Below are 23,723 nucleotides of genomic sequence, written 5' to 3'. Positions count from 1 at the left end.
CCACTCACGACGGCTCGAGGACGCGGGCCGCCCGGGTCTCCAGTGGGCGGTAGCCCGCCTGGGCGGCGAGCTTGACGGCGGCTTCGCCGTGGGTGCGCGCCCCTTCGGTGTCACCCACGGCGAGCGCCGCTTCGGCGAGGCCCGTCAGCGCCGCGGCTTCGCACCACGTGAAGCTCGTTTCGCGGGCGATGTCCAGCGCGGCCGTCAAGTGCTGGACGGCTTCCGCCGGGCGGTCCAGCCGGAGGCAGGTCTCGCCGAGTGAGGCCAGCGCCGACGCCTCGGTGCCGCGGTCGCCGATGCGGCGGGTCAGCTCCACCCCGGCGGCCGCGTCGGCGAGCGCCCGGGTGCCGTCACCCGCGCGTGCCTCCATGACCGCGCGGCCGGACAGTGCCGCCGCTTCGCCGTACTGGTAGCCGAGTTCCCGGTTGGCGGTCAGGGCCCGCTCGTAGAACTCGGCCGCGACGGCGTTCCCGAGATCGCGGTGGACGTGCCCGAGGTCGACCAGCAGCACGGCCACGCTGAACCGCGCGCCGTCGCGTTCGGCGATGTCCAGGGCGCGGCCGAAGTGGCCGAGCGCGGCGTCGAAGTCGCCGACCTGGCCGCAGGCGAACCCGAGGTTGGCCAGCGCCATCGTGATGCCCGGCATGGCGGTTTCTTCGCACAGCCGCAACGCTTCCAGGCCGCACGCGATCGCCTCGTGCGCGTCGCCGAGGCGCTGGAGCACGGCGCTGAGGTTGTTGAGCGCCGCGGCGCGGCCGGCCGGCCACTCCGCCGCCAGCCCGTCGTCCAGCACCGTCGTCAGGTGGGCGCGGGCGTCGGCGTAGCGGCCGCTGTTGACCCCGGCGAGCGCGATGGACAGCCGCATCGCCGCCTGCGCCTGCCGGTCGCCGTCGGCCTGGGCGGCGGTCAGCGCCGTCGTGGCCGTGTCGATCCACTCGGTGTGGTGGCCGCGGTGGTGGAAGAACGCCCGGAGCGCGTCGGCCAGGTGCCAGGCGTACTCACGCGGGCCGTGTGCCGCCGAATGCTCGACAGCGGCAGCGAGGTTCGGCCACTCCGTGTCCAGCCAGGCCAGTGCCTCTTCGGTGCCGTCGAACGGCTGCTCCGGTTCGGGCCGGGGCAGCCGGAGGAAGTGCGGGATCAGCAGCCGTCCCGCGGCGTCGGCCGTCGCGAGGTAGTGGTCGAACAGCCGCCGCTGCGCCGCGTCCCCGTCGGCGGCGGTGTCGTCGGCCGCGACCCGCCCGCCCGCGTAGCTGCGCAGCAGGTCGTGGAAGCGGTAGCGGCCGGGCAGGTGCCGTTCGACGAGGTTGGCCGCGGCGAGGGCCTTGAGCTGCCGGCCGGCCTGGGCGTCGGCGACCGCGGCGAGCCGCGCGGCCACCGGCGCGGTGAACGTCTGGCCCGGCACGAGCGCGAGCCGCCGGAACAGCAGGCGGTGCTCCGCGGGCAGGGCCCGGTACGACACGGAGAACGCCGTCGTGACGGCGCTTTGTTCGGCACCGTCGACGCTCAGCCCGGCGAGTGGATCGCCGTCGGCGAGTTCCCGGGCCAGCTCGGCGATGCCGGAGACCTCACCGGCGCCGAGGTTCGCCGCGGCGAGCCGCAGCGCGAGCGGGAGGTGCCCGCACAGCCGGGCGAGCTCCGCCGCCGCGGCCGGTTCCGCGGCGACCGCGGGCGGCCCGAGCACGGTTTCCAGCAGCTGCCGGGAATCCTCGGCCGGCAGCACGGACAGCGGCACCGCCCGCGCGCCGGTGCGGGCGATGAGGTCGCCGAGCCGCTGCCGGCTGGTGACCAGCACCGTGCCGGACGGCGGCAGCAGCGGCGTCACCTGAGCGCTGTCGCGGGCGTTGTCGAGCAGGACCAGGACCCGCCGGTCGGCCAGCAGCGAGCGCCAGAGCGCGGTGCGGCCACCCCCGTCCGGCGGGATCGCCCGCGGGTCGGTACCGAGCGCCCGCAGCAGCTGCGCGGCCGCGACGGCCGGGGTGAGCGGCTCGTGGTCCGGGTCGAACCCGCGCAGGTCGAGGTAGAGCTGGCCGTCGGGGAAGCGGTCCCGGACGCGGTGCGCCCAGCGGACGGCGAGCGCGGTCTTGCCGACTCCGGCCGTGCCGGTGACCACGCGGATGTCCGCTCCGGGCCCGGGGGCCGCCGGTTCGTCGAGCCGGGCCAGCTCGGCGGCGCGGCCGGTGAAGCCGCGGACGTCGTGGGGCAGCTGGGCCGGGCGCACCGGTTCCGGCGGCGGCTCCGGCGTGGCGTCCAGAGCCGGGTCGGCGGCGAGGATCGCGGCCTCGAGCCGGTCCAGCTCCGGCGACGGGTCGAGCCCGAGCTCGGTGACGAGCCGGGTGCGCAGCCCGCGGAAGGCGGCGAGGGCGGCGTCGGTCCGGCCCTCGCGGTGCAGCGCGAGCATGAGCTGGCCGACGAACCGCTGGCGGAACGGGTGCGCGGCGACCAGCGTCGTCAGTTCGGCGAGCACGGCTCGGCCGCGGCCGAGCCGCAGCTGCGCGTCGACGCGATCTTCCAACGCGCTCCAGCGGGCTTCGTTCAGCCCGGCGAGCAGCACGCCGGCGACGTCGGCGGTCGCGGCGCCGGTCAGGGCGTCGCCGCGCCACAACGCGAGGGCCTCGTCGAACAGCTCGACGGCGGCCTCGTCGCCGGCCGCGCGGGCCCGGCGGACGAGGGCGGTGAAGCGGTGGGCGTCGATCGTGTCCGGGTCGGCGCGCAGGACGTATGCGTGGCCTTCGGTGACGAGTTCGGGACCGCCCGCGGCGCGGAATACCGCACGCAGCCGCGAGACCAGCGCCTGGACGGTGTTGCGCGCGCTGGCCGGGGGATCGTCGGGCCAGAGCAGGTCCACGAGCCGGTCGAGGGTGACCGGGCGGCCGGCGTCGAGCAGCAGGACGGCGAGGACCAGGCGCTGCTTGCGGGAACCGAGATCGACCGGGTCGCCCTCCGCCGTCGCCTCGACGGCGCCGAGGACGCGGAACTCCACCCGGTCACCTCTCCCTCGTGCACCTGATCTTGACGTGCAAGCGTACTGCAAGCGTCCTGCAGTGCCGGTCCGCCATCCTGGCGGGGCTGCAGGACACGCTCCCGACGATGTCCACAGCCGGCTCGGCCGCCAGGACACCGGCGGATTCGGCTGTCGTTGTTCACGGGCGGCACGAGCTGGGGGTAGGACCACCACGGCGACCCCTCCACGGTCGCCGTGGTGGCCCTTGTGCCGATCGCTGCCCGGGGCAGCTGCCACCCGGGGCCGTCGCTGCTCCGGTGGCGGCCCGCGCCCGCCCGCCGCAGAATGCGCGCATGCAGCCGACGGTCGTCCGGGTGGCGCGCCTGGCCGACCCGGCCGGGCCCGCCGACGGCACCCGCGTGCTCGTCGAACGGCTCTGGCTCCGCGGCACCGCCCGCACGGCGGTGGTCCTCGACGGCTGGTTCCGCGGCCTCGCCCCGTCCGACGAGCTGCGCACCTGGTACGGCCACGACCCCGGGCGGTTCGCGGAGTTCGCCGAGCGCTACCGGGCGGAACTGCGCGAACCCGACCGCGTCGCGGCACTGGACCGGCTGCGCGCGCTGGCCGGAGACGGCCCGGTGACCCTCCTGACGGCGAGCGGTTCCCCGTCGATCAGCCAGGCGGCGGTGCTGGCGGCGGTGCTCACCGGCGAGTGATGGCGGGCATCGCCCGTGACTGGAGGGGCATCTCGTGTGATTGGAGGGGCATCTCGCGTGATTGGGTGGGCGACACGCGTGATTGGAGGGGCGACACGGTGAGGGGGCTCAGGACCGGGTCGCGTTGGGTGTCACCCGCACGGTCGCCGTGGCCGAGCCGAGCGTCTCGTGGCGGGCCGTCAGCGTGAGTGTCCCCGGCGGCCCGGCGAAGGGCCGGAGCCACACCGCGGCCGCGCCGCCCGTCGCGCCGAAGTCCAGCGTCGGGTCGCCGACCAGCTCGCCCGGGCCGGTCAGGGCCAGCCGCACCGCTCCCGCCGTCCCCGCGCGCAGTGTTCCGAAGCGGTCCACCGCCGCCACGACCACGCGGGTCGCGTCGCCGCCGTCGGCCCGGAGTTCCGGGTCGTCGGGCACGCAACTGAGCACGTCCAGCCCGCGGTCGCCGCTGAAGTGCCGGCTCACGACCAGCCGTCCGGCCACGTAGCCGTCGATGCGCAGCTGTGGTCGCCGCCCCTTCGGCACGGCGAGGTCGGCGGCGAAGGGCGGGTACCGCAGGTGCGGGAACTCCGCTCGCCTGCTGCGGGCCTCACCCGCGGGCCGGTCGTCGAGGAACAGCAACAGGCGCTCGCAGTTGGACCAGATCGTCGCCCCCGGCCCGGGTCCGGAGGGCTGCGCCGTGAAGTCCCAGGCGAAGCCGGGCTCGGCCACCACCCGCACCCGCGGGTCGACCTGCGAGGCGTAGAAAGCCGCGGCGGGCTTGGGGATCCGGAAGATGTCCGACACCCCCGCGTACTTCGAACCGTCCACCGATCGCTGCCAGCCCGACGGGTAGTCGAACGCGCACCAGGCGAGCAGCCCGCAGTAGCGGTCGTCGGCGGCGGCGAGGTCGTGGGCCTTCGCGTGCAGCTCCGCCTGCTGCTGCCGGACGCCCGGGGGGTCGGTGCGGCGGTAGGCGCGGGCCCCGGCGATCGTGCCGATCGTCTCCGTCACCAGGTACGGCACCCCCGGCCGCGGCGGACGCAGCCGGTAGGGCGTCCCGCGCCGGGCGGTGTAGTCGTTGTAGGCCAGCACCTCGACGTCGCCGCCGGCGAACCGCCCCAGGGTGGTGCTGGCCAGCGCGCCGCTGGTCGGCCGCGACGGGTCGAGCTGCCGGGCGAGCCGCCCGGTGCGCTCGTACATCGCCGTCGTGCCGTTGGCTTCGTTCACCCGCGTGCCCCAGACGACGATGCTCGGATGGTTGCGGTCGCGCACGACCATCGCCTCGACGTCCGCCAGGTTCCGCCGCTGCCAGGCGTCGTCCCCGACGTGGCCCCAGCCCGGGATCTCCTCCCACACCAGCAGGCCCAGCTCGTCGCAGGCGTCGAGGAACGCGCTCGACTGCGGGTAGTGCGAGCAGCGGACCATGGTGCAGTTCAGCTCGCGACGCAGGATCTCGGCATCGCGCCGCTGCGCGCGGTCCGGCAGCGCGCCGCCGGCGAACGGGTACCACTGGTGGCGGTTGAGGCCGAACAGCTTGAGCCGCCGTCCGTTGAGGAAGAAGCCGTCGGCGGTGAACCGCGCTTCGCGGAACCCTACCCGCACCACCCGCTGGTCCAGGGCGTGCTTCCCGGACTCGACCGTCACCACGACCTCGTACAGGGCGGGATCCTCGACGTCCCAGAGCCGCACCCCGCCGAGCCCGCCGACGTCGAATTCGACGGTCGTGCCCCGCACCGGGGCGGCTCCGCGCGCGACTTCGCGGCCCGCTTCGCGCACCGACGCGGTCACCTGCCCGACGACCGGCACGTCGAGCGTGCAGGTCAGGTGCAGCGACCGACCGGGGGAGAGGACGTCGACCGGCCGGGCGAAGACGTCGGCGAGCCGGATCCGGGGCACCGCGCCGACCGTGGCGGTCCGGTAGATCCCGGCCGGCTGGTAGAAGTCGATCACCGAGGGCCCCGCGCCGCGCGGCAGGTTCGGCGGGACGTCCAGTGCCCACCGCCCGTCGACGACGACGGCGAGCACGTTGTCGCCCGCCACGACGTCCGGCAGGTCCACCTCGAAGGGCAGGTAGCCGCCTTCGTGGGTGGCCACGAGCCGTCCGTTGAGGTGCACTTCGGCGTTCGTCATGACGCCGTCGAAGCGGGCGGTGTGGCGTTCGGCCGTCGCCGCCGTGAAGTGCTTGCGGTAGATCCACCGGTCCTGCCAGGACGCCGGGTCCCACCCGGTCCACGAAAGCGGCGTCACGCAATGGGGGAGTTGCACCGGCGAGAGGTCGATCTCGTCGAAGCCGGGGTCGGTGCAGCCGTCGTCGTACCGCCCGAACAGCCAGAAATCGCCCAGCCGCAGCGATTCCGGCCCGGGTGCGGCGTGCCCGGCCGAACCGGCGACGACGCCGAGCAGCGCGGCTCCGCCGGCGGCAAGGAATCCCCGCCGGGACAGCCGCGGTGGCCAGGTGTCGGGCACTGGCGACCTCCCCGCTCGGGTTCCCCGGTGTTATCGCTTGTACTGGTGAAGACGTCACAAACGATCAGCCGGTTGCTCACCGAAGGGTGGAGGCGCGGACCACCAGTTCCGGGGTGAAGACGACTTTCCGGTGTTCGTGGCCGGTTTCGGTCGCCTCCGCGAGCAGGAGTTCCACCGCCGTGGCGCCCAGGCGCCGCCGCGGTTGGCGGACCGACGTCAGCGGGACCGCGGCCGCCGCGGCGAACTCGATGTCGTCGTAGCCCACGATCGCCAGGTCGTCCGGGACGCTCATGCGCAGGTTCGCGCACGTCTGGAGCAGGCCGAGGGCGACCAGGTCGTTGGCGCAGAACGCGGCGGTCGGGCGGACCGGCGCCGGCAGCCCCGCCAGCCGCTGGCCCGCGCCGCGGCCGTCGGCCACCGTCAGTGCCGTCGTCGTCAGGTCGACCAGGTGGTCCGGGCCGAGGCCGGCCGCCGCCAAGGCCCGCAACGCGCCGAGCCGCCGGTCGCGGACCTGGCCGACCGCCGTGTGGTTGCCGATGAAGGCGATCCGCTCGTGGCCCTGCTCGACCAGGTGCCGCACGGCGATCTCACCGCCGTAGACGTCGTCGACCGCGACGGAGCAGTGCGTGGTGCCTTCGGGTGTCCGGTCGACGACGACCACCGGGGTGCCGCGGCGGGCGATCTCGCCCAGCAGCGGGGCGTCCGGGTCGACCGGCGTGATGAGGATGCCCTGCACGCGCTGCTGTTCGAGGCGCCCGAGGTAGGCCTCTTCGCGCGACGGCTGGTGCGCGCTGTTGCAGAGGAACAGCGACAGGCCGCCCTCACCGGCGGCGTCTGCGGTGTCCTCCATGCCGGCCGCGACGTCGGTGAAGAACGGGTTGCTGCCGTCGAGCATCACGTAGGCCAGCACCCGGCTGCGCCCGGCCCGCAGCTGCCGCGCGGATTCGTTGCGCACGAAGCGGAGCTCGGCCATCGCGGCCTCGACCCTGGCCCGGGTCGCCGGGCTGACCCGGTCGGGGCGGTTGAGCACGTTGGACACCGTGCCGAGCGAGACGCCGGCGGCCGCCGCGACCTCCTTCATGCCCGCCGCGCGCGGCTCGGCACCGGGTTCCCTGACGACCATCGAAGTCCCCTCTTTTGACCAGCGCTGTTGAAACGTAATACCACCCCGAACGAGTCCGTGAAGATGCCGTTTGGCCACGCCTTCGTCGATGCATTGACTTCTCGTTCCGCCGCATAGTAGCTTCACCGCACCAGATTTGTGAAACCTTTCAATCCGGAGGCCGCAATGACGCGCCCAGACCCCGGCCGGGCCCCTCTGCTGGAGGTGCGCGGCGTGACGAAGTCGTTCGGCGCCGTCGCGGCCGTCGCCGGCGTGAGCTTCGGGCTGTACGCCGGGGAGGCCCACGCGCTGGTCGGGGAGAACGGCGCCGGCAAGTCCACGATCGTCAAGATGCTGGCCGGGGTGCACAAGCCCGACGACGGCACGCTGCTGCTGGACGGCGAGCCGGTCGGGTTCGGCTCGCCCGCCGACGCGAAGGCGGCCGGCATCGCGGTCATCTACCAGGAACCCACCCTGTTCCCCGACCTCAGCGTCGCGGAGAACATCGTGATGGGCCGCCACCCGCGCAAGAGCCTCGGCCGGATCGACCGGGCGGCGATCCGCGCCGAGGCCGAGCGGCTCTTCGCCCGCCTCGGCGTCCGGATCGACCCGGCCCGCCCGGCCCGCGGCCTGTCCATCGCCGACCAGCAGATCGTCGAGATCGCCAAGGCCCTCAGCGCCGACGCCCGGGTGCTGGTGATGGACGAGCCGACCGCCGCGCTGACCCGGATCGAGGTCGAGCGGCTGTTCTCCGTCGCCCGCACCCTGCGCCAGGACGGCGCGGCGATCATGTTCATCTCCCACCGCTTCGAGGAGATCACCGAGCTCTGCCAGCGCGTGACGATCATGCGCGACGGCAGGCACGTCTCCACCGACGCCCTCGAGGACGTCACCGTCGAGGAGATGGTCAAGCGCATGGTCGGCCGCGACCTCGACGCGCTGTTCCCCAAGCAGGACGTCGAACCCGGTGCGGTCGTGCTCGAGGTCGAAGGCCTGGCCCGCGAGGGCGTGTTCCGCGACATCTCCTTCTCCGTGCGCGCCGGCGAAATCGTCGCGTTCGCCGGGCTGGTCGGCTCCGGCCGCTCGGAGGTCGTCCAGGCGGTCTTCGGCGTCGACGAGCGGGACGCGGGCGTCGTCAAGGTGAGCGGCAAGAAGCTCAAGCCGCACTCGTCGCGGGCCGCGATGGCCGCCGGGATGGCCCTGGTCCCCGAGGACCGGCGCCAGCAGGGCCTGATCATGGACCTCTCGATCGAGCGGAACGTCACCCTTCCGCGGTCGCGCGCACTGGCGAAACTCGGCCTCCTGACCGGCGCGAGCGAGCGCCGGGAAGCGCGGCGCTGGACCGAGCGGCTGCGCACCAAGTACCGCCGGCTCGGCGACCCCGTCGGCACGCTCTCGGGCGGCAACCAGCAGAAGGTCGTGCTGGCCAAGTGGCTGGCGATGGCACCGAGGGTGCTGATCGTGGACGAGCCGACGCGCGGCATCGACGTCGGGACCAAGGCCGAGGTCCACCGGCTGATGTCGTCGCTGGCCGCCGAGGGTGTCGCGGTCGTGATGGTGTCCTCGGAACTGCCGGAGGTGCTGGGGATGGCCGACCGCGTGCTGGTGATGCGGGAGGGCCGGATCGTGGCCGAGCTCCCGCGCTCCGAGGCGACCGAAGACGCCGTCATGTTCGCCGCGATGGGGCAGGGGGCCGCCGCATGACCGTCACCGAGGAGGCCCGCGTGACGAAGGAGCCGGCTGTCCACTCACGACAGTCTTGGGCCGCGAACGTGCTGAAGGCCCGCGAATCCGGCATCGCCGGAGCGCTGATCGTGCTGGTCGTGTTCACCGCGACACAGAACTCCCGGTTCCTGTCCGGGCAGAGCATCCGGGACATTCTGCTCGGCACGGCCATCCTCGCGGTGCTCGCCGTCGGCCAGGCGATCGTGATGATCACCCGCAACATCGACCTCTCGGTCGGCTCGGTTCTCGGCCTGTCGGCGTTCGCCGTGGGCACGCTGATGAAGGACCACCCGGGCCTGCCGGTGATCGTCGCGATCCTGGCCGGGCTCGGCGTCGGCGCGGTCTGCGGGCTGCTGAACGGCGCCCTGGTGCGCTTCGGCCAGGTGCCCGCGCTGGTCGTCACGCTCGGCACGCTCTACGCCTACCGCGGCGTCAGCTACTTCTGGGCCGGTGGCCGGCAGATCAACGCCGACAAGCTGCCGGCGTCCTTCCTGGACTTCGGCACCGCGTCGGTGCTCGGCGTGCCGTGGCTGGTCCTCATCGCGCTGCTGGTCCTGATCGCCGCCGGGATCGTCCTCCGCAGCTACCGGGCCGGCCGCGAGCTGTACGCCATGGGGTCGAGCCCGCAGGCGGCGAAGCTCGCGGGCATCAAGGTCGGCCGCAACACCAGCGCCGCGTTCCTGGTCAGCGGCGCCCTGGCGGGCTTGGCCGGGGTGCTGTTCGCGGCCCGGTTCGGCACCGTGGACGCGGCCGCCGGCACCGGCTACGAGCTCAACGTCGTCGCCGCGGCGGTCGTCGGCGGGGTCGCGGTGTTCGGCGGCAGCGGCTCGGTCTGGGGCGCCGGCCTCGGCGCCCTGCTGCTGACCGTCATCGGCAGCGCACTGGCCGTGCTCGACATCAACCAGTTCTGGCAGCAGGCGATCGTCGGCGCGCTCATCCTGCTGGCGATCGGCGCGGACCGGCTCGTCGCGGTCCGGGTCGCCAAGGCACTGAAGAAGAGGGACGCCCATGTCTGACCGGGGAAACCGGCTCGGCCGGCTGCTCAGCTGGGACGCCGCCGTCGTGCTCGTGACGGTGCTCGTGCTGATCGTCGCCTCCGGCGCCGTCGAGAACTTCGGCACCAGCCGCAACTTCACCTTCCTGCTGCTCGACCTGCTCCCGATCGCGCTGGTCGCGCTGCCGATGACGTTCGTCATCGTCACCGGCGAGATCGACCTCTCGGTGGCGAGCACGCTCGGCCTGACGTCGGCGGTGATGGGCTCGCTGTGGGACGCGGGGCTGACGATCGAGACGATCATCCCGCTCTGCATCGTGCTCGGCGCGGTCCTCGGCGCGCTGAACGGCTTCTTCGTCACCGTGCTGAAGCTGCCGTCGCTGGCCGTCACGATCGGCACCCTGGCCCTCTACCGCGGGCTCGCCTTCGTGGTGCTGGGCGACGGCGCGGTCGCCGACTTCCCGCGCGACTACACGAGCTGGGTCACCGGCACGATCGGCGACGGCCCGATCCCGAACGTCCTCGTCCCGCTGGTCGTGGTCGCCCTGATCTTCGGCGTCGTGCTGCACGCGACCCCGATCGGCCGCGGCGTGTTCGCGGCCGGCGCGGGGGAGCAGGCGGCCCGGTTCGCCGGCATCCGCACCGGGCGGCTCAAGTTCTGGCTGTACGTCGTGAGCGGCGCGGTCGCCGGTCTCGCGGGTGTCCTGTGGACGCTGCGGTACTCCAGCGCGCGCGCCGACAACGGCTTCGGCCTCGAACTGGCCGTCGTGGCCGCCGTGCTGCTCGGCGGCGTGTCCATCTTCGGCGGCAAGGGCACGCTGCCCGGCGTGCTCGCCGGGGTGGTCCTGCTGGCGACCCTGCAGAACGCGCTGCGCCTGCAGGACGTGTCGAACGAAGCCCTCAACATCGTGACCGGCGTGCTCCTGATCGTGTCGGTCCTGCTCCCCAACATCGTGACTTCGGCCCGCACGGCAGTGCGACGCCGTCGGCAAGCGGTAACTCCGGAAAGGTGACGAAGATGTCCCGACGGTTCCTCACCGGCAGGCTCCTCATAGGCGCAGTGTCGGCCGGGCTGGTGCTGGTCCTGGCCGCGTGCAGCGGCACGACCAAGAACGACAACGCCGGCTCCGGCGGCCAGCAGTCCACCGCCGCGGCGAACCCGAACGCCGCGGCGAAGGAGGGCGTCAAGATGGCGTTCCTGCCCAAGCAGCTGAACAACCCCTACAGCGACATCGAGGTCAGCGGCGGCAAGGAGGCCCTGGGCGAGCTGAAGGGCGAGTACAAGCTGGTCGGGCCCAACGACGCCAGCGCGTCTTCGCAGGTCAGCTACATCAACACGCTGATCCAGCAGCAGCAGGACGTCATCGGCATCGCCGCGAACGACCCGAACGCGGTGTGCCCCTCGCTCAACCAGGCCCGCAGCGCCGGCATCAAGGTCGTCGCGTTCGACTCCGACGCCGCGAAGGACTGCCGCGACGTCTTCATCAACCAGGCCACCACCCAGGGCATCGGTGAGGCGCTCGCCAAGCAGGCGAAGGACCTTTCCGGCGGGTCCGGCGAGGTCGCGGTCCTGTCGGCGACGCCGAACGCGACCAACCAGAACGCCTGGATCGACGTGTTCAAGAAGGAACTGGCCAAGCCGGAGTACGCGAGCCTGAAGCTGGACAAGGTCGCCTACGGCAACGACGACGACCAGAAGTCCTTCCAGGAGGCCCAGGGCCTGCTGCAGTCGTTCCCGAACCTGAAGGTGATCGTCGCGCCGACCACGGTCGGCATCGCGGCCGCCGCGCGGTACGTCAGCTCGTCGAGCTACAAGGGCAAGGTCGCGGTCACCGGGCTCGGCACGCCGAACCAGATGCGCGCCTTCGTCAAGGACGGCACCGTCAAGCAGTTCGCGCTGTGGAACCCGGCCGACATCGGCTACCTGGCCGCCTACGCCGGCGTCGCGCTCAAGTCCGGCCAGATCACCGGCAAGACGGGGGAGAAGTTCAAGGCGGGCAAGCTCGGCGAGTACACGATCGGCGAGAACGGCGAGATCGTGCTCGGCCCGCCGACGACGTTCGACACGAACAACATCGACAAGTTCAACTTCTGATTCTCCCGGCCGGGTCGCGACGGGCGGCCCGGCCGGGTCCCACCAAGGACGGATCGTGTCCCGATACTGCTTCTGCCTGCAGGTCAAACCCGAGCGGAAGGCCGAGTACGCCGAGCGTCACCGCGCTGTCTGGCCGGAAATGCGGCAGGCCCTGCACGACACCGGCTGGCGCAACTACTCGCTCTTCCTGCGCGAGGACGGCCTCCTGGTCGGCTACGTCGAGACCGACGACTTCGCCGCCGCCCGGGCCGCCATGGCGGAGACCGAGGTCAACACGCGCTGGCAGGCGGAGATGGCGGAGTTCTTCACCGGCCTGGACGGCGGCCCGCCCGACGAGGGCTTCCAGCTCCTAGAAGAGGTCTTCCACCTCGTACCACCCACCGTCGCGGAAGGACAGTGATCGCCGTGGGCGACTTGACGGCCGTGAAGCAGGCCTTGCGGGCGCAGCGCATCGAGACGCCGTCGTGGGCGTACGCGAACTCGGGCACCCGGTTCAAGGTGTTCCCGCAGCCCGGTGTCCCGCGAACGCCGGAAGAGAAGATCGCCGACGCGGCGATGGTGCACCGGCTCACCGGAGTAGCGCCGAGCGTGGCGCTGCACATCCCGTGGGATCGCGTGGACGACTACGCCGCCTTGACTGCCTATGCGCGGGATCTGGGTGTCGAGATCGGCGCCATCAACACCAACGTCTTCCAGGACGAGGACTACAAGCTCGGTTCGGTGACCAACCCCGACGCGGGCATCCGCCGCAAGGCGACCGATCACCTCCTGGAAGCCGTCGACATCATGGACGCGACCGGCTCGCGCGACCTGAAGCTGTGGTTCTCCGACGGCATCAACTATCCGGGTCAGGACGACATCCGCGACCGGCAGGACCGGCTGGCGGCGGCCCTGCGCGAGACCTACGAGCGGCTCGGTGAGCACCAGCGGATGTTGTTGGAATACAAGCTCTTCGAGCCCGCGTTCTACGCGACCGATGTCCCGGACTGGGGCACGTCCTACGCCCACTGTGTCGAGCTGGGGGAGCGGGCCACGGTCTGCATCGACACCGGCCACCACGCGCCGGGGACGAACATCGAGTTCATCGTCGCGTTCCTGCTGCGGGCTGGGAAGCTCGGCGCGTTCGACTTCAACTCCCGCTTCTACGCCGACGACGACCTGATGGTCGGGGCGGCGGACCCGTTCCAGCTGTTCCGGATCATGTACGAGATCGTCCGCGGTGACGCCCTCGATCCGGCGTACGGCATCGCGTTCATGTTGGATCAGTGTCACAACATCGAGGCGAAGATCCCGGCGATCATCCGGTCGGTGATGAACGTCCAGGAAGCGACCGCGAAGGCCCTGCTGGTGGATCGGCCCGCGTTGCGGTCGGCGCAGCAGGCGGGTGACGTGCTGGGTGCGAACGCGGTGTTGATGGATGCCTACAACACGGATGTGCGGCCGCTGCTGGCCGAGCTGCGTGAGGAGGCCGGGCTGGATCCGGATCCGGTCGCGGCGTATCACCGCAGCGGATACCAGGAGAAGATCGTGGCCGAGCGGGCCGGTGGGCAGCAGGCGGGGTGGGGAGCATGAGCGTGCCGGAGCAGCTGATCGCGCGCAGCAACGCGCTGGGTGCCGATCCGCGCAACACGAACTACGCCGGCGGCAACACCTCCGCGAAGGGAGCCGTCACCGACCCGGTGACCGGCTCGCCCACCGAGGTGCTGTGGGTCAAGGGCTCCGGTGGTGACCTCGGCACACTGACCGAGGCCGGGCTGGCGGTGCTGCGGCTGGACCGGCTGCGGGCCCTGGCCGACGTCTACCCGGGCGTCGAGCGCGAGGACGGGATGGTCGCCGCGTTCGACTACTGCCTGCACGGCCGGGGTGGGGCGGCGCCGTCGATCGACACCGCGATGCACGGCCTGGTCGAGGCCCCGCACGTCGACCACCTGCACCCGGACTCCGGCATCGCCTTGGCCACCGCGGCCGACGGGCCCGCCCTGACCAAGGAGTGCTTCGGTGACCGGGTCGCCTGGGTGGACTGGCGACGCCCCGGTTTCCAGCTCGGCCTGGACATCGCCGCGGTCAAGGCCGCCAACCCCCAGGCCATCGGGGTGATCCTCGGCGGCCACGGCATCACCGCCTGGGGTGCGACCTCGGACGAGTGCGAGCGGAACTCCCTGGAGATCATCCGGACCGCCGAGGAGTTCTTGGCTTCTCGGGGTGCGCCGGAGCCGTTCGGGCCGGTCGTTCCCGGCTTCGAAGCCCTCGCGACTGAGGAACGGCACGCGCGGGCGGCCGCGCTGGCGCCGGTGATCCGCGGCCTGGCCTCGACCGACCAGCGCCAGGTCGGCCACTACACCGACAGCGAGGTCGTGCTCGAATTCCTGTCCCGCGAGAAGCTGCAGCCGCTGGCCGCGCTGGGTACGTCGTGCCCGGACCACTTCCTGCGCACCAAGGTCCGGCCCCTGGTGGTGGACCTCCCGGCGACTGCGCCCCTCGACGACATCGTCGCGCGGCTCAAGGAACTGCACGCCGAATACCGCGACGAATACCGCGCCTACTACGAGCGGCACGCCGACGCCGATTCGCCCGCCATGCGCGGAGCCGACCCGGCGATCGTGCTGGTCCCGGGTGTCGGCATGTTCTCCTTCGGCAAGGACAAGCAGACCGCGCGCGTGGCGGGCGAGTTCTACGTCAACGCGATCAACGTGATGCGCGGCGCCGAGGCGGTCTCGACCTACGCGCCGATCCCGGAGAGCGAGAAGTTCCGGATCGAATACTGGGCCCTCGAAGAGGCCAAACTGCAGCGGATGCCGAAGCCCAAGCCCCTGGCCGGGCGGATCGCCCTGGTCACCGGGGCCGGGTCGGGCATCGGCAAGGCCATCGCCGTCCGGCTGGCCGCCGAAGGTGCCTGCGTCGTCATCGCCGACCTGAACGGCGAGGCCGCCGCGGAGGTCGCCTCGGGTATCGGGAACGCGGACAAGGCTGTGGCGGTGACCGCCGACGTCACCCACCCCGACGCCGTGCAGGCCGCGATCGACGCCACGGTGGTCGCCTTCGGCGGGATCGACCTGGTGGTCAACAACGCCGGGCTGTCCATCTCGAAGCCGCTGCTGGAAACCACCGAACGCGACTGGGACCTGCAGCACGACGTGATGGCCAAGGGCTCGTTCCTGGTGTCCCAGGCCGCGGCCAAGGCCATGGTGGCGCAGGGCATCGGCGGCGACATCGTCTACATCTCGTCGAAGAACTCGGTGTTCGCGGGCCCGAACAACGTCGCCTACGGCGCCGCGAAGGCCGACCAGGCCCACCAGGTCCGGCTGCTGGCCGCGGAACTCGGCGGGCACGGCATCCGGGTCAACGGCGTCAACCCCGACGGTGTCGTCCAGGGCTCCGGCATCTTCGCCGGCGGCTGGGGCGCCCAGCGGGCCGCGGTCTACGGCGTCGAGGAGGCGAAGCTCGGCGAGTTCTACGCCCAGCGCACCATCCTCAAGCGCGAAGTGCTGCCCGAGCACGTCGCCGCCGCGGTGTTCGCCCTCACCGGCGGCGACCTCACCCACACCACCGGCCTGCACATCCCGGTCGACGCCGGGGTGGCCGCCGCCTTCCTGCGTTGATCGAGGACCCGATGACCTTGGACCGCATCACCCCGCGCCGCACCCGCGTCGGCCTGGTTTCCGGCGGGCTCGGCGCGTACTGGCCGCAGTTCCCGGCGCTGCTGCCCCAGCTGCAAGCTTCGGCCCGGCGCGTCACCGAGCGGCTGTCCGCTCTGGACTGCGAGGTGGTCGACGCCGGGTTCGTCTCGGACGCGCAGGAGGGCGCGGCCGCGGCGGAGAAGCTGCGGGTGGCCGGGTGCGACCTGATCGTCGGGTTCCTCACGACGTACCTGACGTCCAGCATGCTGGCCCCGGTCGCGCAGCGCTCGGGCGCGCCGGTGCTGCTGCTGAACCTGCAGCCCACCGAGGCGATGGACCACGAGTCCTTCGACACCGGCGCGTGGCTGGCCTACTGCGGCGCCTGCCCGCTGCCCGAGATGGCCAACGCGTTCCGGCGGCTCGGCGTCGAGTTCCGCTCGGTGTCCGGGTACCTGGAGGACGAACGCGCCTGGACGCGGATTTCCCGCTGGATCAAGGCGGCCGGGGTGCGGGCGGCGCTGCGGCACGGGCGGCACGGCCTGCTCGGGCACCTCTACCCGGGCATGATGGACGTCTCCACCGACCCGACGCTCGTGTCGGCCCAGCTCGGCGGGCACGTCGAGATCCTGGAGGTCGACGACCTGCGGGTGCGCGTGGAGAAGGTCACCGAGGCCGAAACGAAAGACCGCGTCGAGCTGGCCCGCGAAGTGTTCACCGTGGACGAGTCCGTTGTGGCCGAAGACTTCGCCTGGGGTGCCCGGGTTTCGGTGGCGCTCGACCGGCTCGTCGACGACTTCTCGCTCGACTCCCTGGCCTACTACCACCGCGGCCTCGACGGTGAGACGCACGAACGCGTCGGCGCCGGGTTCATCCTCGGCGCGTCCCTGCTCACCGCCCGCGGCATCCCGGCCGTCGGCGAGTACGAGCTGCGGACGTCACTGGCCATGCTCGTCATGGACCGGCTCGGCGCGGGCGGCTCGTTCACCGAGCTGCAGGCGCTGAACTTCCGCGACGGCGTGGTCGAAATGGGCCACGACGGCCCGGCGCACCTCGGGATCAGCGCCCGCAAGCCGCTGCTGCGCGGCCTGGGCGTCTACCACGGCAAGCGCGGCTGGGGCGTGTCGGTGGAGTTCGACGTCAAGCACGGGCCGGTGACGCTGTGCGGGCTCGGCCAGCGCCGCGACGGCACGTTCACGCTCATCGCGTCGGAAGGCACGGTGGTGCCCGGGCCGCTGCTGCGGATCGGCAACACGACCTCCCGCGTCGACTTCGGCTGCGACCCGGGAGAGTGGACCGACGCCTGGTCCGCCAGCGGCATCGCGCACCACTGGGCGCTGGGCACCGGCCACCGCGTCGGCGAGCTGACCGCGGTCGCGGACCTGCTCGGCCTCCAGCTGTCGGTGGTGCGTCCGTGAAGCGAGTGGCGGCCGTCGACCTCGGCGCGTCCAGCGGGCGGGTGATGGCCGGGACGGTGGGGCCGTCGCGGCTGACGGTGGAGGAGGTGCGGCGCTTCCCGAACGGCGGCGTCCGCGCGGGGCCGGCGTTGTACTGGGACATCCTCGGCCTGTACCGGGAGACCCTGGCCGGGATCCGGGACGCCGGGCGCCTCGACGGCGTCGGCATCGACTCCTGGGCCGTCGACTACGGGCTCCTGGACGAGCGTGGCGCGCTGCTCGGCAACCCCGTCCACTACCGCGACCCGCGCACCGACGGAGTGCCGGCGAAGGTCGCGGCGTCGATCTCCGCGCGCTCGCTCTACGACGTGACCGGCCTGCAGCAGCTGCCGTTCAACACGCTCTACCAGCTGGTGTCGGAAGGTGACCGGCTCGACGCGGCGGCGACCATGTTGCTCATCCCGGACCTGCTGAACTACTGGCTCACCGGGTCGATCAGCGCCGAGCGCACGAACGCGTCGACCACCCAGCTGTACGACATCCGCGCCCGGACGTGGGCCACTTCGCTGGCATCTCGCGTGGGAATCCCGCCTCGGCTGCTGCCGCCGTTGCGCGATCCGGGCACGGTGGTGGGCACGGCGGCCGACCCGGCCGGCCTGCCGGTGGTGGCGGTGGGCTCGCACGACACGGCGTCGGCGGTGGTCGCGGTGCCCGCGTCCCCCGGCACGAACTTCGCGTACATCTCGTCGGGCACGTGGTCGCTGGCCGGTTTGGAGCTGCCCGCGCCGGTGCTGAGCGACGAAGCACTGGCGGCGAACTTCACGAACGAGGGCGGCGTCGACGGCACCATCCGGTTCCTGCGCAACGTGATGGGCCTGTGGGTGCTGTCGGAGACGCTGCGCACGTGGGCGTGCCCGGAGGACCTGCCCGCGCTCCTGGCGGCCGCGGCGGCGTCGCCCGCGCTGGCGGCCGTGGTCGACATCGACGCCCCGGCGTTCCTGCCCCCGGGGGACATGCCGGCCCGCCTCGCGGACGCCTGCCGCGCGACGGGCCAGCGCCCGCCGTCCGGCCGGGCGGCGGTGGTCCGCTGCATCGTGGACAGCCTGGCACTGGCCCACCGCCGCGCCATCCGTTCCGCGACCGGCCTGACCGGCCGGAGCGTCGACGTGATCCACCTGGTCGGCGGCGGAGCCCGCAACGAGCTCCTGTGCCAGTCGACGGCGGACGCGTGCGGCGTCCCGGTCCTGGCGGGCCCGGTCGAGGCGGCGGCGCTGGGGAACGTGCTGGTCCAGGCCCGGGCACTGGGGGAGGACCTGCCGGACCTGGCGGCGATGCGGGCCTTGGTCCGCGAGACGCAGGAGATCCGCCGCTACGAGCCGTCGGGAACGGCTGACTGGGCGGCCGCGGAGGCCCGGCTGACCGCGTGACCGGGCACTACGGTGTGCTGTCCCGGCGCTTCCGGTTCGCCCGGATCCCGGTGAGCAGATCGCGTGCCTCCGCGCGGCAGAGCGTGCTGAGCAGGGCCAGCCCCCGTGCCGCGTCTTCGCGGAGGTGCTGGGGAACGCCCTCGTCGTGTGCCAGTTCCCGGGCCACGACCGCGGCCACCTCGTACTGGTTGCGGAGCAGGCTCGTCAGCGCTTGGGCGCAGCCCAGCCGGGCCAAGGGCGCGAGCGCCGGATCTCCGGCCATGGCGCGCAGTGCGGCGGCCGCCTCTTCCGGATCGTGCTGACCGATCGCTTGGCAGACCTGGAGCCGGATGAGCGCGTCCGGGGTGGCGGAGAGCCGGCGGAGGACCAGCTGGACGTCGTCGCGCAGATCAGGCCGGATGACCGCGAGTGCCCGCGCGGAGTCCACCCGGACCAGGACGGGGAGCGTCCCGTCGGACATCAGCGCCTGCAACCGCGTGGCGGCGAGTTGCCGCCCGCGGGTTCCGAACTTGGCGAGGTCTCTGGCCGTCCGCCAGCGCAACGGGGGTCTGGCGCCGGAATCTCCCGCGATGGCATCGAGGACCCGAGCGCCCCGCTCGCGGTCTTCGCACCCGTAGTCGCACAGCCAGTTCGCCGCGATCCACCGCATCGCCACGGGGTGCCGGTCGTCGTCCCGGACCGCCCGGAGGTCGTCGAGCCGGTTGAGCGCGCTCAACAGCCGAAGGCGGACCAAGCCGGCGATGCGGCCGTCCCGGAGCAGCCCGGCCAGCCGGTCCCGATCGGCGTCCGCCAGTGGCCGGCCGGCCAGCTCCAGGAGGAACTTGGCGGCCTCGGTTCTGACCTGCCACGGCCGGTCCTGGGCATCGAGGGCCGCGCGGACGTCGGCGAGGACGCGAACCCGCCACTCGGGAGACAGTTCCGCCAGCGCCGCGAGCCGAAGCCGGTCGACGTGGCCGCGTACTTCGAGCCGCTCCAGGAGGTCGACCGCCTGCGGGACGAGCCGGGGGGAGAGCCGGCCGAGCGCGGCGGCGGCCTCGACCCGCTCCGCCGGCGGTGTCTCGGCACCCGCCAGCGTGTCCCGGAGGACGGCCTCGACCTCGTTCGCCAGGGACCAGTGGTCCCAGTAGCCTGCCGTGGCCGTCCAGGAATCGACCGAATTCACGCGATCGGCCAAGACGGACCGCAAGACGTTCCGGCGCTCGCGGGAAGGCAGGGCGCGAGCCGCTTGCTGCCGCACCTCGTGGGACGCGGCCGGGTCGTGGACGATCGCTCGCGCGAGGGGGACCAGCTCGACCGGCGGCAGGTTGAGCCGCGCGAGCCAGGTCACCGCCTCGGCGCGCTCGGCGCAGCGCAGCCGGGAGCTGCCGGCCAGCCGGCGCAATACGGCGAAGGCGGTGCTCCGCTGCGCGGGGTCGAGCCGCAGGAGCTGCCCCGCCGCCTCGCAGCGGTCGGCGACCGCTTCCCCTTCGTCGTCGAGGACCGCGCGGTGGAAGGCGACAGCGTTGTCCACTGTGGAGGGATCGAGCTCGGCCAGCCGCAGCACGGCTTCGGTTCGCCAGGTGAAGGTGAGGAATTCGTCCGCGGCTTGGGAGCGGAACTCGGCGAGCGCTTCGGGACGTAGTTCAGGACGCAGTTCGGCGAGCAGTCCGGCGCAGCACTCACGCGCCCACCGGCCGGCGTCCGGGGCGGACACGTCCGCGCGCACGTCGTCGGCCAGGTCGGCGCCGAGCATGGTGAGCTCCCGGACGTGGCCGGCCCAGGAAACGGCCGAAACGTCGTGGCGGACGCCGCGGATGGTGGTGAGGGCGGCCGGGAACTCCGCCGGGTCGTTTCGGGCGACCAGCACGGCCGCGGCGGCGCGTTCGGTTCCCGCGGCCGATTCGTCGGACAGCAGGGCCAGCACGGCCGCGTCGATCCGGGAATCGCGGGTGCCCAGCGATTCCAGCGCTTCGGCGGTCTCGCAGACGAGTTCGGCCGAGGCGCCCGGGCCCAGCGCGCCGGCCGCGAGGACCTCGGCCAGCTCGGCCTGCCGGGCGGCGTTCACGTCGCGGAACCCGCCGACCGACCGCGCCAGCTCGTCGACCGGGATCTCGTTCGCGCGGAGGAGGTCGATGAACCCGGCGACCGCCGGGGCGTGGTGATGGCGGCCGAGGGCCACCAGGTTGTGGGCGGCGGCCACCCGGTGCCGGACCGCCCGAGCCGGATCACGCAGGACCGCGACGAAGGCGGCCGCCGCGGCGTTCGGATCGTCGAAGTCGTCTTCGCTGAAGCCTCCTTCCGCGTCGCAGTCTTCCCAGGCACCGGCCTCCGCGGGGCCGGTCAGGTCGAGCAGTGCGCTCGAGGCCCGAGTGCGGAGTGCGCTGCCGAGCGACCGGAGGGCACGCCAGGCCGCCGTGCGGACCTGCGGATCGGCAGCGCGGTCCGAAGCGATCTCGAGGACGTGCCGGGCCGCCTCGGCGTGGAACGCCGGCCCGAGCCGGATCAGCTCGCGACCGGCCCGGACGCGGACGTCGGGGTCGGCGCCCCGATCCGCCAGCTCCGCGCGCAACGTGCGCACGGCCGGAGTCCGGTGCGGTTCGCCGAGGCCGGCGAGCTTGCCCAAGGCCGTCGTGCGCTCGAAGTTCGCCGCGCGGGGATGACCGGCCACCCGGTTGAACACCTCGGCGGCCTCGGCGTGGTGCTCGGGACCGAGATCGGCCAGCGTGTCGGCCGTCCAGAGCAGCGCGTTGGTGTTGGCCGGCCGGTCGGTGGCGACCGCGCGGAGCAGCGCCAGGGTCCGCTCGCGGAACTCCGGTCCGAACTCCGCCAGCGACGTCGCGATGTTCACGCGGAGCGAGGCGGTCGTCCCCGGCCAGGAAGCCGACGCGAACAGGATTTCCCCCGCCTCCACCCGCTGCGCCGGGCCCAGCTTCGCCATGGCCCGGGCCACGAACATGTGGAAGCCGCGCAGCCGGTGGTCGGCGAGCCGGGCCTTGAGCGCGGCGACGGCTTCCGAGAGGTGCCGGGGGCCGAGGGAGGCCAGGCCCAGAGCCGCCTCCTCCAGGCTGGCCAGGGAGCCGTTCCGGCTGCCGAGGACGGCGCGGAAGACCTCGGCGGCGCGCTCCTCGTACCCGGCGGCGATTTCGAGCAGGCCCATGGCCGCCTCGGTCGCGTCCTCCAGCGGGGCGTCGGGGTCGTCGAGGAGCCCGGCCAGCGCCTCGACGGCCCGGGCGCGGGGCTCCGGACCCAGACCGGCGAGGACGACCGCGGCGTCGCGGCAGTGCGCCGCCGTCGCGGTGGTGTCCGCCAGCACGGACAGCAGGCCGGCCACGGCCGTCGCGCGTTCGCCGGTGCCGCAGCCGGCCAGTGCCTTGGCGGCCTCGTACCGGAACTCGACCGGAATCGTCCCGTCGGCCACGACCGACCCCAGCATGGCCACGGCGTCGACGCGGCCCGGACCGTACAGCTGGGCCGCCAGCGCCCGGCCGGCCTCGATCCGCGATTCCCACGGCGCCGCTTCGTCGCCCATGAGCTCCTGCAGCCAGCCCGCCAGGCCGGGGTGGTGGCCGGCCCGGCTCACCCGGGCGAGGATCACCTGGGACGGGTATTGCGTGGTCATGGCCCACGCACGGGCGGTGCCGAGGAAGGCGTCCGTGACTTCGGCGCTCGCCGGCGCGTGCCAGGCGAGCAGCCGCGCCGCGAGCACGTGCAGCGGCGCGTTGCCGTCGTCCAGGTGCCGGATCAGCCGGTCGGTTTCGGCTCGGCGCAGGCGGGTGTAGTGCAGCAGGACGAGCCGAGCGTGCCGGCCGCGGTCGCCCTGGCACGCGGCGTGCAGCAGCCGGGCGAACTCCCCGGCTTCCGGCTCGAACCGGTCCGGGAGCTCGCGGGCGCGCGCGGTGGCCGCGAGGTGCTCGGCGAAGCTGTGGTGCAGGAACTGGAGATCCCCGCCCCGGGACACGAACGGGCCGACGGCCGTGAGGTAGGTCGTCAGCGCGTCCCGCCGGTCCGTGGTGGCGCAGGCGTCGGGCCGCTCGGCGGCGATCCAGTCACAGGCCGCCGAAAGCAGGTCGGTGTCCTTCTCCAGGCGCACCCGGCCCAGGTGTTCCAGGAGGCTGTCGCGGAGGTCGTCCCACGGCGCGGAGACCGGCCGGGAGGACTGCAGGTGGCTCAGGTAGGACTCGTAGAGCTCGTACCGGTTGTCCGGCAGCGGCCGGTCACCGTACTGCTCGAGCATGATCGCGGCGATCGTGGCCAGCAGCGGCACCCGGACCAGGTCGTCCAGGTTCGCCTCGTGCACCTGCCGGACGAACCGTTCGGCGATCTCCTCTTCGACGAACCAGTTGACGGCGAAGCGGCGCAGTGCGTCCTCGTCGAACGGCAGGAGTTCGTAGCGGGCCGCGCCGGCTCCGTGGAACGGCGCCAGGGCGGCGTCCGCGATGGGCCGGGTCGTCAGGACGATCCGGAAGTGCGCCGAAGCCGCGCCGGAAGCCCACGTGGCCAGCACCTTGACCAGCCGGTCGCGCCGGCCGAGGTCGGCGACTTCGTCCAGCCCGTCGACGAGCAGCAGCCAGCGGCAGCCCGCCACCGGTCCGGCCAGCGTGCGGGGCTCGACGGGGAACGCCAGCAGCGCGCCGTACTCGGCCTGGACGCTCTCCGCCAGCGCGGGGAAGAACGGCAGGTCCAGCCGGGCGGCGAGGTCGCGGGCGGTCAGCCGCAGCGGGACCACCGGTTCGGCGAGCGGCGCGGCCTCCTCGTGGCCCATCCAGCGGGCCGCGATGTCCGCGGCCAGCCGCAGGGACAACGTCGACTTCCCCTGGCCGGGGCCGCCGGTGACCAGCAGGTGGTCGTCGGTGTCGAGGACGGCTCGCACCGGGCGGGACGGCGGCCGGACCACCGGCCGGGGCGCCGGGCGGGCCGGCAGGTCGATCAGCTGTCCCTGGTTGTCCAGCACCGGGAACGGACGGTTCGCTTCGGCTGGCCCGGTGTCCGTCTCCCCGCTGACGTCCTGCTGCACGTAGACCGCTTCGAGCGACGGCGGTCGCGCGCCGGGCAACCGGTAGGGCAGGTCCCGTGCGGTCTCGATCTGCGCCCGCAGCAGGGCCTGCACCGCCGGTGGCAGCTCCGGCAGGTCGTCCCACCCCCGGGGCGGCGCGGCCACCGGCGCCGGCGCCGGCTCCGGTGCCGGCGCGCTCGCGTAGAAGTGCACACCGCCGTGGACCGTGCCGATCTGGGCCGCGGTGCCGACGTCCCCCACGATCCGGTTGCTCGTCTGCGGGTCCTCCACCGAAGCC

At 73.1% G+C, this 23,723-nt stretch carries 14 protein-coding genes; 10 read left to right on the top strand and 4 right to left on the bottom strand.

The window, feature by feature from the left end; translation table 11 throughout:
* Positions 1 to 4 precede the first annotated feature (4 nt).
* The gene (locus tag ACWED2_RS23750; protein ID WP_449692680.1) at positions 5 to 2,980 is read right to left on the bottom strand and encodes a BTAD domain-containing putative transcriptional regulator; all 2,976 of its coding nucleotides are present in this window, start codon (positions 2,978 to 2,980) and stop codon (positions 5 to 7) included.
* A gap of 314 nt (positions 2,981 to 3,294) precedes the next feature.
* Here ACWED2_RS23750 and ACWED2_RS23745 point away from each other — a divergent pair, with 314 nt between their 5' ends.
* Positions 3,295 to 3,657 carry a DUF488 domain-containing protein gene (locus ACWED2_RS23745; RefSeq protein WP_449692679.1) on the top strand — a complete coding sequence of 121 codons (363 nt, stop codon included), beginning with the start codon at positions 3,295 to 3,297 and terminating at the stop codon, positions 3,655 to 3,657.
* Positions 3,658 to 3,765: 108 nt separating this feature from the next.
* On the opposite strand, the gene ACWED2_RS23740 is transcribed toward ACWED2_RS23745, so the two are convergent.
* The gene (locus ACWED2_RS23740) at positions 3,766 to 6,099 is read right to left on the bottom strand and encodes a glycoside hydrolase family 2 protein (RefSeq protein ID WP_449692678.1); all 2,334 of its coding nucleotides are present in this window, start codon (positions 6,097 to 6,099) and stop codon (positions 3,766 to 3,768) included.
* A gap of 76 nt (positions 6,100 to 6,175) precedes the next feature.
* On the bottom strand, positions 6,176 to 7,222 hold the full coding sequence (locus tag ACWED2_RS23735; RefSeq protein ID WP_449692677.1) for a LacI family DNA-binding transcriptional regulator: 1,047 nt from the start codon (positions 7,220 to 7,222) through the stop codon (positions 6,176 to 6,178).
* A 165-nt stretch (positions 7,223 to 7,387) separates the two neighbouring features.
* Between ACWED2_RS23735 and ACWED2_RS23730 the strand changes: the two genes are divergently transcribed.
* From ACWED2_RS23730 to ACWED2_RS23690, 9 genes are read left to right on the top strand one after another with little or no spacing between them, the layout of a single operon-like run.
* A complete protein-coding gene (locus tag ACWED2_RS23730) occupies positions 7,388 to 8,905 on the top strand; it encodes a sugar ABC transporter ATP-binding protein (RefSeq protein ID WP_449692676.1) in 1,518 nt (505 codons plus the stop codon).
* Positions 8,902 to 9,942 (top strand): ABC transporter permease, encoded by a 1,041-nt coding sequence (locus ACWED2_RS23725; protein ID WP_449692675.1) that lies wholly within the window; start codon positions 8,902 to 8,904, stop codon positions 9,940 to 9,942. The genes ACWED2_RS23730 and ACWED2_RS23725 overlap by 4 nt, the downstream gene beginning before the upstream one ends.
* A complete protein-coding gene (locus tag ACWED2_RS23720) occupies positions 9,935 to 10,933 on the top strand; it encodes an ABC transporter permease (RefSeq protein WP_449692674.1) in 999 nt (332 codons plus the stop codon). Before ACWED2_RS23725 ends, ACWED2_RS23720 begins: the two co-directional genes overlap by 8 nt.
* A 5-nt stretch (positions 10,934 to 10,938) precedes the next feature.
* A complete protein-coding gene (rhaS, locus tag ACWED2_RS23715; protein WP_449692673.1) occupies positions 10,939 to 12,015 on the top strand; it encodes a rhamnose ABC transporter substrate-binding protein in 1,077 nt (358 codons plus the stop codon).
* A 55-nt stretch (positions 12,016 to 12,070) separates the two neighbouring features.
* Entirely contained in the window at positions 12,071 to 12,415 is a 345-nt protein-coding gene (locus ACWED2_RS23710) for an L-rhamnose mutarotase (RefSeq protein ID WP_449692672.1), read from the top strand.
* Positions 12,412 to 13,587 carry an L-rhamnose isomerase gene (gene rhaI / locus ACWED2_RS23705; RefSeq protein ID WP_449692671.1) on the top strand — a complete coding sequence of 392 codons (1,176 nt, stop codon included), beginning with the start codon at positions 12,412 to 12,414 and terminating at the stop codon, positions 13,585 to 13,587. The genes ACWED2_RS23710 and rhaI overlap by 4 nt, the downstream gene beginning before the upstream one ends.
* Positions 13,584 to 15,614 (top strand): bifunctional aldolase/short-chain dehydrogenase, encoded by a 2,031-nt coding sequence (locus ACWED2_RS23700; RefSeq protein ID WP_449692670.1) that lies wholly within the window; start codon positions 13,584 to 13,586, stop codon positions 15,612 to 15,614. Before rhaI ends, ACWED2_RS23700 begins: the two co-directional genes overlap by 4 nt.
* Positions 15,615 to 15,625: 11 nt before the next feature.
* Positions 15,626 to 17,047: an arabinose isomerase gene (locus ACWED2_RS23695; RefSeq protein ID WP_449692669.1), complete on the top strand. Its 1,422-nt coding sequence runs from the start codon at positions 15,626 to 15,628 to the stop codon at positions 17,045 to 17,047.
* Positions 17,048 to 17,052: 5 nt separating this feature from the next.
* Positions 17,053 to 18,453: a rhamnulokinase gene (locus ACWED2_RS23690; protein WP_449692705.1), complete on the top strand. Its 1,401-nt coding sequence runs from the start codon at positions 17,053 to 17,055 to the stop codon at positions 18,451 to 18,453.
* Between the two features lie 7 nt (positions 18,454 to 18,460).
* Here the strand turns inward: ACWED2_RS23690 and ACWED2_RS23685 are convergent, their stop codons facing one another.
* Positions 18,461 to 23,716 (bottom strand): NACHT domain-containing protein, encoded by a 5,256-nt coding sequence (locus ACWED2_RS23685; protein WP_449692668.1) that lies wholly within the window; start codon positions 23,714 to 23,716, stop codon positions 18,461 to 18,463.
* Between the last annotated feature and the right edge of the window lie 7 nt (positions 23,717 to 23,723).

The sequence above is a fragment of the Amycolatopsis sp. NPDC005003 genome (assembly GCF_053600695.1).
The sequence above is the reverse complement of the archived record's forward strand: the minus strand, read 5'-3'. Positions and strand labels throughout refer to the sequence as shown.